At 62.0% G+C, this 16,407-nt stretch carries 13 protein-coding genes; 6 read left to right on the top strand and 7 right to left on the bottom strand.

Translation table 11 applies throughout. From position 1 onward, the window contains the following. Window positions 1-10: 10 nt before the first annotated feature. From PCPL58_RS26055 to gshB, 7 genes are all read right to left on the bottom strand, one after another. Window positions 11-1,282 carry a dihydroorotase gene (locus PCPL58_RS26055; RefSeq protein WP_003366140.1) on the bottom strand — a complete coding sequence of 424 codons (1,272 nt, stop codon included), beginning with the start codon at window positions 1,280-1,282 and terminating at the stop codon, window positions 11-13. Next, on the bottom strand, window positions 1,279-2,283 hold the full coding sequence (locus PCPL58_RS26050) for an aspartate carbamoyltransferase catalytic subunit (protein ID WP_003366142.1): 1,005 nt from the start codon (window positions 2,281-2,283) through the stop codon (window positions 1,279-1,281). The genes PCPL58_RS26055 and PCPL58_RS26050 overlap by 4 nt, the downstream gene beginning before the upstream one ends. Before the next feature lie 12 nt (window positions 2,284-2,295). Continuing rightward, a complete protein-coding gene (gene pyrR / locus PCPL58_RS26045; protein WP_003366144.1) occupies window positions 2,296-2,808 on the bottom strand; it encodes a bifunctional pyr operon transcriptional regulator/uracil phosphoribosyltransferase PyrR in 513 nt (170 codons plus the stop codon). 255 nt (window positions 2,809-3,063) lie between these two features. Next, a complete protein-coding gene (ruvX, locus tag PCPL58_RS26040; protein WP_002551734.1) occupies window positions 3,064-3,504 on the bottom strand; it encodes a Holliday junction resolvase RuvX in 441 nt (146 codons plus the stop codon). Then, window positions 3,504-4,076 carry a YqgE/AlgH family protein gene (locus PCPL58_RS26035; protein WP_003366147.1) on the bottom strand — a complete coding sequence of 191 codons (573 nt, stop codon included), beginning with the start codon at window positions 4,074-4,076 and terminating at the stop codon, window positions 3,504-3,506. The genes ruvX and PCPL58_RS26035 overlap by 1 nt, the downstream gene beginning before the upstream one ends. Window positions 4,077-4,151: 75 nt before the next feature. Beyond that, window positions 4,152-5,054: an energy transducer TonB gene (locus tag PCPL58_RS26030; RefSeq protein ID WP_065350796.1), complete on the bottom strand. Its 903-nt coding sequence runs from the start codon at window positions 5,052-5,054 to the stop codon at window positions 4,152-4,154. Window positions 5,055-5,220: 166 nt separating this feature from the next. Next, window positions 5,221-6,180: a glutathione synthase gene (gene gshB / locus PCPL58_RS26025; RefSeq protein WP_003316740.1), complete on the bottom strand. Its 960-nt coding sequence runs from the start codon at window positions 6,178-6,180 to the stop codon at window positions 5,221-5,223. A 254-nt stretch (window positions 6,181-6,434) separates the two neighbouring features. Here gshB and pilG point away from each other — a divergent pair, with 254 nt between their 5' ends. The 6 genes from pilG to PCPL58_RS25995 are packed head-to-tail and all read left to right on the top strand — an operon-like array spanning window position 6,435 to window position 16,402. After that, on the top strand, window positions 6,435-6,845 hold the full coding sequence (gene pilG / locus PCPL58_RS26020; RefSeq protein ID WP_002551738.1) for a twitching motility response regulator PilG: 411 nt from the start codon (window positions 6,435-6,437) through the stop codon (window positions 6,843-6,845). A 46-nt stretch (window positions 6,846-6,891) separates the two neighbouring features. Next, entirely contained in the window at window positions 6,892-7,257 is a 366-nt protein-coding gene (pilH, locus tag PCPL58_RS26015; protein ID WP_003316741.1) for a twitching motility response regulator PilH, read from the top strand. 14 nt (window positions 7,258-7,271) lie between these two features. Next, on the top strand, window positions 7,272-7,811 hold the full coding sequence (locus PCPL58_RS26010) for a chemotaxis protein CheW (protein ID WP_003432055.1): 540 nt from the start codon (window positions 7,272-7,274) through the stop codon (window positions 7,809-7,811). 50 nt (window positions 7,812-7,861) lie between these two features. After that, window positions 7,862-9,904 carry a methyl-accepting chemotaxis protein gene (locus PCPL58_RS26005; protein ID WP_032609251.1) on the top strand — a complete coding sequence of 681 codons (2,043 nt, stop codon included), beginning with the start codon at window positions 7,862-7,864 and terminating at the stop codon, window positions 9,902-9,904. Between the two features lie 47 nt (window positions 9,905-9,951). Then, window positions 9,952-15,939 carry an Hpt domain-containing protein gene (locus PCPL58_RS26000; protein ID WP_065350795.1) on the top strand — a complete coding sequence of 1,996 codons (5,988 nt, stop codon included), beginning with the start codon at window positions 9,952-9,954 and terminating at the stop codon, window positions 15,937-15,939. Next, complete coding sequence (locus tag PCPL58_RS25995; protein ID WP_058397746.1) at window positions 15,932-16,402, top strand: chemotaxis protein CheW; 471 nt, start codon at window positions 15,932-15,934, stop codon at window positions 16,400-16,402. Before PCPL58_RS26000 ends, PCPL58_RS25995 begins: the two co-directional genes overlap by 8 nt. The last annotated feature ends 5 nt before the right edge of the window (window positions 16,403-16,407 follow it).

Raw genomic sequence — 16,407 nt, 5'->3', positions numbered from 1 at the left:
CGGAGCGGGCTCAACGGCTGTAGCTGATCCGTCCATCCACCAGTGTGTAGCGTACCGAACCGGGCAGGCAGTGACCGATGAAGGGACAGTTTTCGCCTTTTGACAGCCAGGTCTCGCCGGCAACCGTCGAGGCGGCAGGGTCGAACAGGACGATGTCTGCAGGCGCTCCTGCGCTCAGCTTGCCGGCTGGCAGGCGCAGCGCGGCGGCAGGGCCGCTGCTCAGGCGGGCGATCAGGGTCGGCAGGTCCAGAAGGCCGTCATCCACCAGGGTCATGGCCAGCGGCAGCAACAGTTCGACGCTGCTGATGCCCGGCTCCGTAGCGCCAAACGGCGCCAGCTTGGCATCGCGTTCGTGCGGCTGGTGATGGCTGGAAATCGCCTGAATGACACCGCTCTTCACCGCTTCACGCAGACCATCGCGGTCAGCGCGGGTGCGCAGCGGCGGCTGGACGTGATAGAGGCTGGAGAAGTCGATCAGCGCCTCGTCAGTCAGAATCAACTGATACAACGCCACATCCGCCGTCACCGGCAGACCGCGCGCCTGTGCCTGGGCTATCAGCGCCGCGCCACGGGCACTGGTCAGCTGGCTGAAGTGCGCACGTACACCGCTCTGTTCGACCAGCAACAGGTCGCGAGCCAGCGCCACGGTTTCGGCCGTCTCGGGAATGCCCGCCAGACCCAGGAAACTGGCCGTCGGACCATCGTGTGCCAGACCGCCTTCGGCCAGATCACGATCCTGCGAGTTGAAAATCACCGTCAGGTCGAAGGTCGCCGCATATTCCAGTGCCCGGCACAGCGTGCGGGTGTTGCTGAAGCTGCTCAGACCATTGCCGAAGGCCACGCAACCTGCGTCGCGCAGGGCGATCAGTTCTGCCAGCTGTTCGCCTTCCAGGCCCTTGCTCAGCGCCCCGATGGGGAACACCTTGCTGAACCCGGCCTCACGGGCGCGGTCGAGGATCAGCTCGGCCACTGCCGAGGTGTCGAGCACCGGTTTGGTACGTGGCGGGCAGCACAGGCTGGTCACGCCGCCTGCCACCGCTGCGCGGGTTTCGCTGGCGATGCTGCCCTTGCGACTGTAGCCAGGTTCGCGCAAGGACACATTGAGGTCGACCAGGCCCGGTGCTGCGACCAGCCCGGTAGCGTCGATGGTCTGAGTGGGCTCGAAACCCGCCGGGGCCGAACCGATGGCGCTGAGTTTGCCTGCTTCAAGGTGCAGGTCAGTGATTTGATCCAGCCCGCTGACCGGGTCGATGACGCGAGCGCCGAGGATGCTGAGCTTCACTGGGCGTTCTCCTGTTCGAATTGGCGTTGTGCGTTTTGTCCGCTCATGGCCATGGACAGCACCGCCATGCGGATCGCGATACCGTAAGTCACTTGATTGAGAATCACCGAATGCGCGCCGTCGGCCACTGCCGATTCGATTTCCACGCCGCGGTTGATCGGGCCGGGGTGCATGACAATCGCATCCGGCTTCGCAGCCGCCAGGCGCGCGGTGGTCAGGCCGAACAGGCGGTAGAACTCGCCTTCGCTGGGCAGCAGGCCGCCGGTCATGCGTTCACGCTGCAGACGCAGCATGATGACCACGTCCACGTCCTTCAAACCTTCGTTGAGGTCGGTGTAGACCTTGACCCCGTATTGCTCGACGCCTACCGGCAGCAGGGTTTTCGGCCCGATCACGCGGATATCCGGGCAGCCCAGCGCCTTGAGCGCAAGCATATTGGAGCGTGCGACCCGTGAATGCAGGATGTCACCGACGATGGCCACCGACAGGTTCTCGAAACCGCCCTTGTGACGGCGGATGGTCAGCATGTCGAGCATGCCCTGGGTCGGGTGGGCATGGCGTCCGTCGCCGCCGTTGATGATCGCGACGTCCGGGCATACGTGCTCGGCAATGAAGTGCGCCGCACCCGAGTCGGCGTGGCGCACGACGAACATGTCGGCGGCCATCGCTTCGAGGTTGCGCAAGGTGTCGAACAGCGTTTCCCCCTTGCTGGTCGACGAGGTCGAGACGTTCAGCGTGATCACGTCGGCTGACAGGCGCTGGGCTGCCAGCTCAAAGGTGGTGCGGGTGCGCGTGGAGTTCTCGAAGAACACGTTGCACACCGTCTTGCCGCGCAACAACGGGACTTTCTTGACCGCCCGGGCGCCGACTTCAAGGAACGAGTCGGCCGTGTCGAGAATTTCGGTAAGCAGCTCGCGGGGCAAGCCGTCCAGAGACAGGAAATGGCGCAGCTGGCCCAAGTGGTTGAGCTGCAGCGGGCGCTTGGCGTCGAGAGGCGTCATCGCAATGGACTCTTAAAGGGCGGTGGAGAGGTCTTGAAGTTCGAGCGCCAGCGGCTCGGGGCCGGACAGCTTGATGCGTTCATTCGGTGCCAGCGACAGGGTGGCGCCGACCACGTTCGGACGCACCGGCAGTTCACCGGCGTCCAGGTCCAGCAGGCAGACCAGCGTGACACTGGCCGGGCGGCCGTAATCGAACAGTTCGTTGAGCGCGGCGCGGACGGTGCGGCCGCTCATCAGCACGTCATCGATCAGCACCAGGTGCTGGCCTTCGATCTCGAACGGCAGTTCAGAAGGGCGCACCTGAGGGTGCAGGCCGTTCTGGCTGAAATCATCGCGATAGAACGAAACGTCCAGCGTGCCCAGCGGAGCGGGGTTGTTCAGTGCCTTGAGCAGCGCCTGGGCAACCCAGACACCGCCAGTGCGGATGCCGATGAAACGAGGGTCGCTGATGCCGCGCTTGCTCAGGTGAGCGTTCAGGTCAGTGGCCATCTGACGAATCAGTTCGGCGGGATCGGGCAGGCTCATGGTTGCTCCTTAGAGGCTCGGGCAGCGTCCTTCCCTGACTGTGTAAAAACTACTGCGCTTGGCAATACTGCGTTAAAAACAGGCGAAAAATGCTCATTTAGAACACCTAAAGTCGGTCGCGACCCCGGCCGTTTTCGCCTGTTTTTGCCTTGTCTTGCCTTCGCTCGTGAGGTTTTTACACAGTCTGGTCCGTGGCGCGATGCTCAAGCGATAACGTGGAATCCGGGTATCTCGAAGCGATAAAGACAGAAAAAGTCACACATTCAACAGTTCGGGGTGCTCGTCCAGCCAGCCTTGCAGCAATAGCGCAGCGGCAATGGCATCCACCGGATTGTCGCGATAGCTGCCCTTCTGGCCGCCGCGCGCCATGCGCTCGCCCTTGGCTTCGAAGGTGGTCAGGCGTTCATCATGGGTGTAGACCGTTACACCAAAGCGTCCGTTGAGCTTGCGCGAGAATTTTTCCGCGCGCGCGCTCATGTCGCTGGGCGTGCCGTCCATGTTCAACGGCAGACCCACCACGATCGCATCAGGTTTCCACTCGTTGATCAGCGCCTGGACCTTGTCCCAGTCCGGCACGCCATTCTGCGCCTTGAGCGTGCAGAGTTCACGTGCCTGGCCGGTAATCGCCTGGCCGACTGCAACGCCGATCTGTTTGGTGCCGTAATCAATGCCCAGCAGCAGCCGTAAGGCGGCCATCAAGCGTGCCCTGCCTGGGTCGAGATCAGGTTGAGATTGATGCCCAGACGTCTGGCGGCGGCGTCCAGACGCTGCTCGCTGTCCACATCGAACAGGATGGCCGGGTCGAACGAACAGGTCAGCCAGGCATTGTCGGCCATTTCAGCATCCAGTTGACCGGCATCCCATCCCGCATAACCCAGGGTGATCACATTTTGATCAGGTCCGTAGCCATCGGCGATGGAGAACAGCACATCCTGAGAAGTCGACAAGGAAATTCCGCCCGGAAGATTGACCGTCGCCTGAAAGGTCTGGCCGCTGGGATGCAGGACAAAGCCGCGATCGGTCTGCACCGGCCCGCCGGTATGAATGACGATGTCCTGGCAGTGTCTCGGTGCCGGAAGCTCCGGTCGCAGTTGTTCGAGTACATCGGCCAGGGTCAGGCTTTGCGGGCGGTTGATCACCAGCCCCATGGCGCCATTGGCGTTGTGCTCGACAATGTAGGTCAAGGTCTGAGCAAAGTTCTCATCGTGCATGTGAGGCATGGCGATGAGGAACTGATGCTTGAGATAACTCGGAGAGACTTTTTTCATGAGCCCTAGTTTGGCGTTGCCTTGCGCGGCTGACAACTGACACGTGTGGGTGTCGAGCGTCAGCGGGCAAAAAGTTCAGTTGCTTGACAGCTTGTCTCCGCGTGCAAATTTCCAGGTGCGGATGATCTCCAGTCGATCGATATCCGCCAGATCGCCGGTGAACGGCGCAAAAGGCGCCGCCAGACGCACGATTCGCTGTGCGGCCTGATCCAGCAAAGGCTGCCCTGAAGATTCAAGCACCAGCACTTCATACAACGAGCCGTCCCGATTGATTGACACAAGAAGTCGTAAATTACCGTAGATCTGCTTGCGTCGTGCTTCCTCAGGATAGTTCAGGTTTCCGACCCGCTCGACCTTCTTGCGCCAGTCATCCTTGTACCAGGCGCCTTTGTCGCGCATGGTCGACGCCGCATTGAGGCGGTGGATCTTCGGGCGCTTGGCGTAAAGCTGCTGTTCGGTCGACAGTTCGGCTTCCAGGCTGGCGATTTCGTTGCTCAGTTCCGAGCTGTCGAAGGTCGGTGCAGCCTTGGTGGCGGGCTCGGGCTTGACCTCATCGCGTTTGGCAACGGTTTTCTGCTGGCTGGGCGCGGTAGTCGCGACGGCGGTCTTCGGCGCTTCCTGTTTGACCACCGGCTTGCTGGCCGGGGGCGGCGTGACCTTGTTGACCTTGGTGTCCTGATAGGGCGCCAGTTCAGTGGTCTTGAGCGTTTCGGCCTTGTCCAGGGTGCCGCTGCCCTGCTGATCGTCTTGCGCCAGAAAGTCAGCCTGCTCGGGCTTTTCTTCGCTTTTGAAGGTGGCCAGGGTGATTTCCAGCGTCTGCGAGATCTGCTCCGGCTTTACATAGGTGAACCCCACGCCAAGGATCACCGCGAGGTGAATCAGCGCCGCGATCATCATGGTAAAGCCCAGGCGATCGGCAGGACGCACACCGGCGTTGGCGAGTTCCAGGGGGAGGTCGTTTTTGGCCATGGATGTCATTGGCGGTTCAGCATCTCGTCAGCCTGCATGTCAAAATCCGTGTCGTGTTACAGGTGGCGCATGATAACGCAATGTGCCGCGCCGCTCTGCTGCGGATCGGACGAAGGGAATCGATCTGACGCCGTGGCGCACGGTGTTGACCGTGGCCGGCGGCGTCAGTGGCTGATCAGCCCTTGCGTGCTTGCAGCTTCTTCTCGATCGCGTCCATCAGCAGGCCACCAATGTTGGTGCCGAAGGCGTTGTCGATCTCGCGGATGCAGGTCGGGCTGGTGACGTTGATTTCGGTCAGGTGCTCACCGATCACGTCGAGGCCGACGAACAGCAGGCCTTTTTCACGCAGGGTCGGGCCGATCTGTTCGGCGATCCAGCGGTCCTTGTCGCTCAACGGACGGGCCTCGCCACGCCCGCCTGCCGCCAGATTGCCACGCGTTTCGCCGGCTGCCGGGATACGCGCCAGGCAATACGGGACCGGTTCGCCATCGACCATCAGAATGCGTTTGTCGCCGTCCTTGATGGCGGGCAGGTAGCCCTGCGCCATGATTTGCTGCGTGCCGTGGGCGGTCAGGGTTTCGAGGATCACTGACAGGTTCGGATCGCCCGCACGATGGCGGAAGATCGACGCACCGCCCATGCCGTCCAGCGGCTTGAGGATCACGTCGCCGTGCTGTTCGGCGAATTCACGGATGATGTCCGCGCGGCGGCTGACCAGTGTCGGCGGTGTGCACTGCGGGAACAGCGTGGCGAACAGCTTCTCGTTGCAGTCACGCAGGCTCTGCGGCTTGTTGACCACCAGGACGCCGGCACGCTCGGCCTGCTCCAGCAGGTAGGTGGCGTAGACGAACTCCATGTCGAACGGCGGATCCTTGCGCATCAGGATCACGTCCAGATCATCAAGACCTGCGTCGACTTCGGCTTCGAACTCGAACCACTTGGCCGGATCGGCAAACACCTTGAGCGGCTTCATGCGTGCGCGGGCCTGGCCGGCGTTCTGATACAGGTCTTTCTGTTCCATATAGAACAGTGACCAGCCGCGTTCCTGGGCGGCAAGCAGCATGGCCAGCGAGCTGTCCTTTTTATAGGAAATGCGCTCAATGGGGTCCATGACAATCCCTAGGCGAACGCTCATGGGCAATATCCTCTGATCGGTAAGGGCCGCAACGGCCGTAAAATTGGCATCAGGGTGGCGCTCCGATTGCTCCCGGTCAAGGGGCAGGCCTGCCGCGATGCGCCAAGGTGCACTTTATGGATTGCGTCTGGAGAGTGTGCTAAAAAGGCTCGGCATCCGGTCTTCGGTCCCAGTGGGTCAACGAAGCGATACCGTCAGGCTCCCAGTGCCTCGCAGAATGCGCAAAAATTCGCTGCGGCGATGGAAGAGCAGCTATGGAACAACACGCCTCCGCCCTGAAAGTCATGGTCATCGATGATTCGAAGACCATCCGCCGCACCGCCGAAACGCTGCTCAAGAACGCAGGCTGTGAAGTCATCACTGCGATAGACGGTTTCGACGCGCTGGCCAAGATTGCCGATAACCACCCGCGAATCATATTCGTCGATATCATGATGCCGCGTCTGGACGGTTATCAGACCTGCGCGCTGATCAAGAACAACCGGGCATTCAAGTCGACGCCGGTCATCATGCTGTCCTCCAAGGACGGCCTGTTCGACAAGGCCAAGGGGCGGATTGTCGGTTCCGATCAGTTTTTGACCAAGCCTTTCAGCAAGGAAGAACTGCTCAGCGCGATCAAGGCTCATGTGCCGGGCTTCGTTGCAGCAGAACAACACATATCATGACGCCCGCGCCTGATGTAGCGCGCTCGTAATCTGACGGGGAACACCCATGGCTCGAATATTGATCGTCGATGACTCGCCGACTGAAATGTACAAACTCACCGGCATGCTGGAAAAGCACGGTCATGAAGTGCTCAAGGCCGAAAACGGCGCTGATGGCGTGGCCCTGGCCCGTCAGGAAAAGCCCGATGCCGTGCTGATGGACATCGTCATGCCGGGGCTTAACGGCTTTCAGGCCACGCGTCAGCTGACCAAGGATGCCGACACCAGCATGATCCCGGTGATCATGATTACCACCAAGGATCAGGAGACCGACAAGGTCTGGGGCAAACGTCAGGGCGCACGCGATTACCTGACCAAGCCGGTGGACGAAGAAACCCTGATGAAAACCCTGAATGCGGTGCTGGCCGGCTGATTGCCGGAATCGCCATGGCCGAGCCGCGCACCGCTTTTGAACTGCTTCTGGATATGGATCGACGCTGTCGTTCGCTGGCGGCGGGCCTGCCGCTGCAGGAAGCCCATCAGCAGGACTGGGTCGGTATCGGCTTTCGCATGGGCGAGCAACGGTTTGTAGCGCCGATCGGCGAGATCGCCGAAATCCTTCACGAACCCCATCATGCGGTAATGCCCGGTGTGAAGTTCTGGGTGGCGGGTATCGCCAACCTGCGCGGTCGCTTGTTGCCACTCATGGATCTGTGCGGGTTTTTCGGCCACGAACTGGTGCCGGTGCGCAAACAGCGACGCGTGCTGGTGGTCGAGCACCATGATGTATTTGCCGGTCTGCTGGTCGATGAAGTGTTCGGCATGCAACGTTTCAGTCAGTTGAGCCTCATACCCCAGACCCCGCAGGACATGGATCAGCGTATGGTGCCGTTCCTGCGCGGGCAGTTTATCCGCGAACAGGCGTGGCAGATCTTCAGCCCGTGGGCGCTGGTGCAGTCTGCGGAGTTCATGGACCTGGCTTCCTAGCATGTCGGGCCTGGTGTGTTTCACAATTGATCCAGGCGGGGGCCTGATTAATGAGTAGTACAGACCGGTCAAGGGAAGGCGCAAGAAGCCGGACGCAGATTATTCTGCTGTTCGTGGCGCTTATCGTTTTCATCATGTTGCTGTTCGCCAACTTCGCTTACCTCAACACTCAGTCCAACTACGACAAACAGTACATCGGGCATGCCGGTGAGCTGCGCGTCCTGTCGCAACGCATCGCGAAAAACGCCACCGAAGCGGCTGCCGGCAAAACCCAGGCGTTCAAGTTGCTGGCCGATGCGCGCAATGATTTCGACGTGCGCTGGGGCTATCTGAGAAAAGGCGACCCGGCCACCGGCCTGCCTGCGGCCCCCGACCTGATACGCGACGAATTGCGCACCGTGCAACGTGACTGGGAAGGGCTGCGCAAGAGCACCGACGTGATTCTGGCCAGCGAACAGACCGTTCTGTCGCTGCATCAGGTGGCGGCAACGCTGGCCGAAACCATTCCGCAATTGCAGGCCGAATACGAGAAAGTCGTCGAGAGTCTGCTGCAAAGCCGTGCGCCCGCCGCACAGGTGGTGGTTGCGCAACGCCAGGCGCTGCTCGCAGAACGAATTCTCGGCTCGGTCAACACCGTGCTGGCCGGTGATGAAACGGCTGTGCAGGCCGCCGACGCCTTTGGTCGCGATGCCAGCCAGTTTGGTCGTGTGCTCAACGGCATGCTGGAGGGCAACGCCACGCTGCGCATATCCCAGGTCGAGGACCGCGATGCGCGCGCGCGGCTGGCGGAGATCGCCGAGCTGTTCGAATTCGTCTCCGGCTCGGTGGACGAGATTCTCGAAACCTCGCCCGAGCTGTATCAGGTGCGCGAGGCCTCGGGCAACATCTTCAACACCTCACAGACCCTGCTGGATGAAACCTCGGTACTCGCCAACAGCCTGGAAAACCTTGCCAAGCGCCGCACCATGAACACCGTCGGCGGCTATGTGCTGGGCTTGCTGGCGCTGGCGTCGATCATCCTCATCGGTTTGGTCATGGTGCGCGAGACCAATCGCCAGTTGCGCGAAACTGCGCAGAAGAGCGAACGCAACCAGACGGCGATCATGCGTCTGCTGGACGAGATCGAGAACCTCGCCGATGGCGACCTGACGGTCACGGCCTCGGTGACCGAGGACTTCACCGGGGCGATTGCCGACTCCATCAATTACTCCATCGACCAGTTGCGCGAGCTGGTGGTGACCATCAACCTGACTGCCGAGCAGGTAGCGGCTGCGGTGACCGAAACCCAGGCGACGGCCATGCAATTGTCGGCTGCTTCAGAGCACCAGGCGTTGCAGATCAGTGCGGCGTCGACAGCGATCAACGACATGGCGGCGTCCATCGATCAGGTTTCGACCAACGCCTCGGAGTCCTCGGCCGTGGCGGAGCGCTCCGTGACGATAGCCAATAAAGGCAACGAGGTGGTGCAAAACACCATTCATGGCATGGACAACATTCGCGAGCAGATTCAGGACACCTCCAAGCGCATCAAGCGTCTGGGCGAGTCGTCACAGGAGATTGGCGACATCGTCAGCCTGATTGACGACATTGCCGACCAGACCAATATTCTGGCCCTCAACGCCGCCATTCAGGCGTCGATGGCCGGTGATGCCGGACGAGGGTTTGCCGTGGTAGCCGACGAAGTACAACGGCTGGCCGAGCGTTCGTCGTCTGCGACCAAGCAGATCGAAACGCTGGTCCGGGCCATCCAGAACGACACCAACGAGGCGGTTATCTCCATGGAGCAGACCACCAGCGAAGTGGTGCGCGGTGCCCGGCTGGCGCAGGACGCCGGGGTGGCGCTGGGCGAAATCGAAGGGGTGTCCAGAGTGCTGGCCGAGCTGATCGAAAGTATCACCGATGCCGCCCACCAACAGGCCGAGTCTGCCGGGCAGATTTCTCAGATCATGACCGTCATTCAGCAGACCACTTCGCAGACCACCTCGGGCACATCGGCCACCGCCGAAAGCATAGGCAACCTGGCGAAAATGGCCAGCGAAATGCGGCGCTCGGTATCGGGCTTTGCCCTGCCGTCATCGAAGAAAGCCGGATGATGTACCGCACATGAACAACCTTGATTGGGTAACGGACGGTACTCGTCATGGCTGATCGTCACGATTACGTAGCTCTTGAGTGGCTGAAGGGCGAGATCGCCGAAACGCTGCGCCAGGCCCGACAGGCGCTGGACCCGTTCATCGAAGACCCGACCAACGCTGCAGCGATGGCCGAGTGCCTGAACCTGGTGCATCAGGTTCACGGTAGCCTGCAGATGATCGAGTTCTACGGCGCCGCGTTGCTGGCCGAGGAAATCGAGCAACTGGCGCTGGCGGTCCAGCAGAACCGCGTCAGCCATCCGATCGAGTCCGAGCAACTGTTGATCCAGGCCATGAGCCAGTTGCCGGTTTACCTGGAGCGCATTCATTCCGCGCGCCGCGACCTGCCGCTGGTGGTCTTGCCATTGCTCAATGACCTGCGCAGTGCGCGGGGCGAAAGTCTGCTCTCGGAAACCAGCCTGTTCGCCCCGCAACTGGTCGTCGTGCCGCCGCTTGATGACGAGGAGCTGGCGCGGCGCAATACCCCGGAATTGCCCAACCTGCTGCGCAAGCTGCGCCAGACCCTGCAGGCGGCGCTGGCCGGCCTGATGCGTGAGCAGGGCGTGCAGACCCAGCTCGGCTACATGGCCAAGGTGTTTGCCCGGCTTGAACAGTTGTGCGAAGACGCGCCGCTCGGTGCGCTCTGGCGGATCGCCTCGGCACTGGTCGAAACCATGCTCAACGGCAACTTCACCAACAGCCCGGCGCTGCGCAGTCTGCTGAAGGACGCCGACAAGGAACTCAAGCGTCTGGCCGAGCAGGGCGTCACCGGCATCAACCAGCCCGCCCCCGAAGAGCTGTTGAAAAGCCTGCTGTTCTATATCGCCAAGTCCGACAGCCTGGCGCCGAAGATGCTCGACCTCAAGGACCAGTACGCGCTGGCCGATGCCTTGCCCGGCAACGATGTGGTCAATGAAGAGCGCGCCCGCATGGCCGGTCCGGACCGTGACGCCATGCGTTCGGTGATCGTCGCCTTGTGTGAAGGGCTGGTCAGGGTCAAGGAGCGGCTCGACGTGTTCGTGCGCGGCGACCGTCAGCATGTCAGCGAGCTCAACGCGTTGCTGCCGCCTTTGCGGCAGATTGCCGATACCCTGGCGGTGCTGGGTTTCGGCCAGCCGCGCAAGGTGATCATCGATCAGTTGTCTGTGGTGCTCGGTCTGGCGCAGGGGCAGCGCGAGCCCAGCGACGCTGCGCTGATGGATGTCGCGGGTGCCTTGCTCTACGTCGAATCGACCCTTGCCGGCATGGCCGGCAGTCACGAGCAGGTCAGCCGCGAGGAAAGCCGCCTGCCGACTACCGACCTGACGCAGATTCATCAACTGGTGATTCGCGAAGCCCGCACGGTGTTGCAGCAGGCCAAGGACGTGATCCTCGATTACATCGACGGCGAGTGGGACCGGCAGCGGCTCGATCCGCTGTGCGCGCTGATCGTGCAGGTACGGGGTGCGCTGGCGATGATCCCGCTGGCCCGAGCTGCCAGCCTGCTGGCCGCTTGTAACGAATACATTCAGGAACACCTGCTGGTGGACGAAACCCGTCCCACCTGGGTTCAGCTCGATTGCCTGGCCGACACCATCACCGGCATCGAGTATTACCTGGAGCGCATGCTCGAAGACCATCAGGCGCCGGGTGACCAGGTACTCGACATGGCCCAGCAAAGCCTGGCACGGCTGGGCTATACGCCCGCTGCGGACACTCTCGAAGTGCCGTTGCTCGAAGAGATCATCACTCAGGACGAGTTGCTGGAGCTGGATGACCGCAAGGCGCTGGTCAGCCCCACGCAGACTATTGCCCAGGTCCTCGCCAGCCCGGTCTCGGCCGTCAACCCTCCCGCCCGTAACGTACCCACCAGCCTGTTGCCGCCCGCGGCCGGGGAAGAGGCGGTGGACGACGAGTTGCGCGATGTGTTTCTCGAAGAGGCCGACGAGGTGCTCGACGCGCTGCGCGAGTACCTGCCGCGCTGGTTCACCTCGCTTGGCAGCGACGGCCATTGGGACAGCACAGCGCTGACCGAGGTACGCCGTGCGTTTCATACGCTCAAGGGCAGCGGCCGGATGGTGCGTGCACTGATCCTCAGCGAACTGGCCTGGGCGGTGGAAAACCTGCTTAACCGGGTGCTGGAAGGCGACGTACTGCCGGGCCTCGAAGTGCAGCAATTGATGAGCGAAGTGCAGGCGCTGCTGCCGTCGGTCATCCGCGACTTTGCCGAAGATGCACAGTGCCAGCGTAACGATGTCGACCTGTTGGCGGCCCGTGCCCATGCGTTGGCCAATGGGCTGGAGCTGCCGACGCTGCCGGTCGCGGATGATCATGAGGCAGGCGAGCCTGTTGCCGCCGAAGCGCTCGATCCACAGTTGCTGGAGATTTTCCGTCAGGAAGCGCTCGGCCATCTGAACACCCTCGGCCGCTTCCTCGACAACGCCGAACAATCAGCGTCGCCGGCGATCAGCGACGCGGTGCTGCGTGCGCTGCATACGCTCAAGGGCAGCGCGCACATGGCCGGGGTGCTGCCGATTGCCGAACTGGCCAGCCCGCTCGATCAACTGGTGCGTGAGTACAAGGCCAACCTCATCGATATCGGCTCACCGGAACTCGTCCTGCTGCGCAGCGCCGAGCCGTTGCTGCACAAGGGCCTCGAGCAACTCGACAGCACGCCGCTGGCCGATATTCCGGGTGCCGCGCCGCTGATCGAGGCCGCCCTGGCGATGCTCAACGAGCGCCTCACCGTGGTGCTGCGCGAGTCGGACAGCGGCCTGCGGATCAAGCGCAACCCCACGCTGCTCGCCAGTTTTCTGGCCGAAGGCATGGACATCGTGCTGGATGCGGAAAACCTCCTGCGGCGCTGGCGGCAGCACCCCGGCGAACGTCAGGAACTGAGCGCGCTGCTCGATGAGCTGACCACCCTCGGTCACGGCGCGCATCTGGCCGACCTGCCGCAGGTCGATGAACTGTGCGAAGCCTTGCTCGACCTCTACGGAGCTGTCGAGGAAAGCAGTCTGGCGGTCAGCGAACGGTTTTTCGATGTGGCAGAAAATGCTCACGAAGCGCTGATCAACATGCTTGATCAGGTGGCTGCCGGCCAGGATGTCGAGCCGCGTCCCGAATGCGTGCGTGCCTTGAACCAGTTGCTGGATCAGGCGCTTGACCCGTCGGCGACCGGGCTGGTCAAGAGCGACGGCCATCGCACGTTGAGCGTTACCGAGCTCAACGCCGCCACCGAGCAATTGGCCAACGAGGCCGGGCACACTGACACTGACACTGACGTTGCCGGTCCGGACGACGAAATCGTCGAGATATTTCTGGAGGAAGCCGTCGATATCCTCGACAGTGCCGGTCAAGCGTTGCAGCGCTGGCTGGCCGACCCAGAAAACCCTGCGCCGCTGGCCTCGTTGCAGCGTGACCTGCACACCCTCAAGGGCGGTGCGCGGATGGCTGCGGTGGGCGAGGTGGGCGATCTGGCCCACGAACTGGAAAACCTCTACGAAGGCTTGATCGACCGGCGCTTCAACCATTCGCCGACGCTGGCCGAGCTGCTGCACGAGAGCCACGACCATCTGGCGATTCTGCTCGAGCAACTGTATCGGCAGGAAGCGCTCAGCGACCCTTCGGCCTTGATCGAAGCGCTGCGCAGCTGCCGCACGCTCGAGAGCACCGGGCCCGAGGTGCAGGCCTCGCCGCTGGCCAATGAAGATCTTCCCGAACATGACACCGAGCTGCGTGAAGTCTTCCTCGAGGAAGGTTTCGACATCATGGAAAGCTCCGGCGCGGCATTGGCCCGTTGGCAGGCCGATCCGCATAACATGCTGGAAGTCGAAAACCTGCTGCGCGACCTGCACACCCTCAAGGGCGGCGCGCGGATGGTGGAAATCGCTCCGATAGGCGACCTCGCTCACGAGCTGGAGACGCTTTACGAGGGGCTTTCCACCGGAAGTCTGCAGCCCGCGCCGTTGATGATCGGCCTGTTGCAGAGCGGTCAGGATGTGCTGGCCGACATGCTCGATGCCGTGCGCAATGAAAAACCGTTGCCTGATGCCACCTTGCTGATTGAGAGCATTCGCAGGCTGGCCACCGATGAGCCGGTGGGCGCACCGCTGGCTGCGCAGGACCCGGAAGTCAGTCCGGAGTCAGTCGTCGCCGTGGCCCCGGTGGCCGAAGGGGAGGCCGAGCGCAGCGGCCCGGAAATGGTCAAGGTGCCTGCCGAGCAACTGGAAGACCTGGTCAACCTGGCCGGCGAAACATCCATCTTCCGTGGACGCATCGAACAGCAGATCATTGATTCTCAGATCGCTCTGGTCGAGATGGAAACCACCATCGAGCGGATGCGCGACCAATTGCGTCGTCTCGATATGGAAACCCAGGGGCGCATCCTTAGCCGGGAGCAGGTCCAGGCCGAGCGGCTGGGTTACGAAGAGTTCGACCCGCTGGAAATGGACCGTCATTCGCAGTTACAGCAACTGTCGCGCGCCTTGTTCGAATCGGCGTCCGACCTGATGGACCTCAAGGAAACCCTCGGTGCGCGCGCCCGCGACGCAGAAACGCTGCTGTCGCAACAGGCCAGGGTCAACACCCAGCTCCAGGAAGGCCTGATGCGTACGCGCATGGTGCCGTTCGAGCGATTGGTGCCACGCCTGCGTCGTGTGGTACGCCAAGTGGCGTCGGAACTTCACAAGAAAGTCCATTTCGAAGTGGGCAATGCCGACGGTGAAATGGACCGCAACGTGCTGGAGCGAATGGTCGCGCCTCTTGAGCACATGCTGCGCAACGCCGTCGATCACGGGCTTGAAAGCACCGAAAAACGCATCGCCGCCGGCAAGCCGGAGCAGGGCCATATCAGTCTGGAACTGATGTACGAAGGCGGCGATATGGTCATCGAACTGAGCGATGATGGCTCTGGCGTTGACCTCGCTGCAGTACGTCGCAAGGCCATCAAGCGCGGCATGATCCACCCGGATGCCGATCTGTCCGACCATGAAGTGTTGCCGTTCATTCTGCAGGCGGGGTTTTCCACCAGCGAGATCATCACCCAGATTTCCGGCCGTGGTGTGGGCATGGATGTGGTGCACGCCGAGGTCAAGCAACTGGGCGGTTCCATGGTCATCGACTCGGTGCCGGGCAAGGGCACTCGCTTCCGTATCCGGCTGCCGATTTCGGTGTCGGTCAACCGGGCGTTGATGGTGACGTGCGGCGAAGAACAGTATGCGGTACCGCTCAATACCGTCGATGGCATCGTGCGTGTCATGGCCAATGAGCTGGACGGCTATTACCAGACCACCCCGCCGCGCTATCAATATGGCGGACGCAGTTACGAGTTGCGCTATCTGGGCGAATTGCTGGGCAGCAGCCCGCCCAGACTGGCCGGGCAATTGCAGCCGCTGCCGGTGTTGCTGGTGCATCTGCAGGATCAGTGGGTGGCGGTGCAGGTCGATGCGCTGGCAGGCTCGCGCGAGATCGTGGTCAAGAGCCTTGGTACGCAGTTCTCAAGGGTGCAGGGCATTTCCGGTGCGACCATTCTGGGTGACGGCCGCGTGGTGCTGATTCTCGATCTGATGGCGCAGATCCGTACCTTGCAGGGCTTGCCTTTCAGATGGTTGGCGCCTGCCTACCACGAAGCCGAGCACGCCAGACCGTTGCTGGTGATGGTGGTGGACGATTCGGTGACGGTGCGCAAAGTCACCAGCCGCTTGCTGGAGCGCCACGGCATGCACGTACTGACTGCCAAGGACGGTGTCGATGCCATGACCCTGTTGCAGGAGCACACACCTGACATCATGCTGCTCGATATCGAAATGCCGCGTATGGACGGCTTTGAAGTGGCCAGCCAGATCCGCCAGGACGAACAGCTCAAGGAACTGCCTATCATCATGATCACCTCTCGCTCGGGCCAGAAGCATCGCGATCGGGCGATGGCAGTGGGCGTCAACGAATACCTGAGCAAGCCCTATCAGGAAACCGTGTTGCTGGAGAGCATCGCTTACTGGAGCCAGGCGCATGTCTGAAGGCACGTTCCAGACCAGCCGGCTGACCAGTCTGACCGGCCTGCTGCTGCCGTTGAGTGACCGGCATCTGCTGCTGCCTAACGTCGCCGTCGCCGAGTTGATCGATTACCAGGATTGCAGCGCAGAGCCGGGCGCCCCCGAGTGGTACCTGGGACCGATCAGCTGGCGCGAACTGACCTTGCCACTGCTCAGCTTCGAAGCCGCCTGCGGAGGCCGCACCCGTGTCGGCGGTCGAGCCCGGATCGTGGTGCTCAACGCACTGGGCGGACGCAACGATGTCAGGTTCATCGCCCTGCTGACCCAGGGCATCCCGCGCTCGTGCAAGGTCGACAGCCAGTTGAGCTACGTCGACGTTCCGCTGGCCGAACTGGAGCTGGCCGCCGTACAGATCGGCGAAACCGTAGCCCGCATTCCCGACCTCCAAGGCCTGGAGCAATGGCTGGTGGATGCAGGGCTGTCATAGGTAAA

The organism is Pseudomonas cerasi (assembly GCF_900074915.1).
Lineage (GTDB): Bacteria > Pseudomonadota > Gammaproteobacteria > Pseudomonadales > Pseudomonadaceae > Aquipseudomonas > Aquipseudomonas cerasi.
Note: the sequence above shows the minus strand (reverse complement) of the source record. Positions and strands in the feature narration are given on the sequence as shown.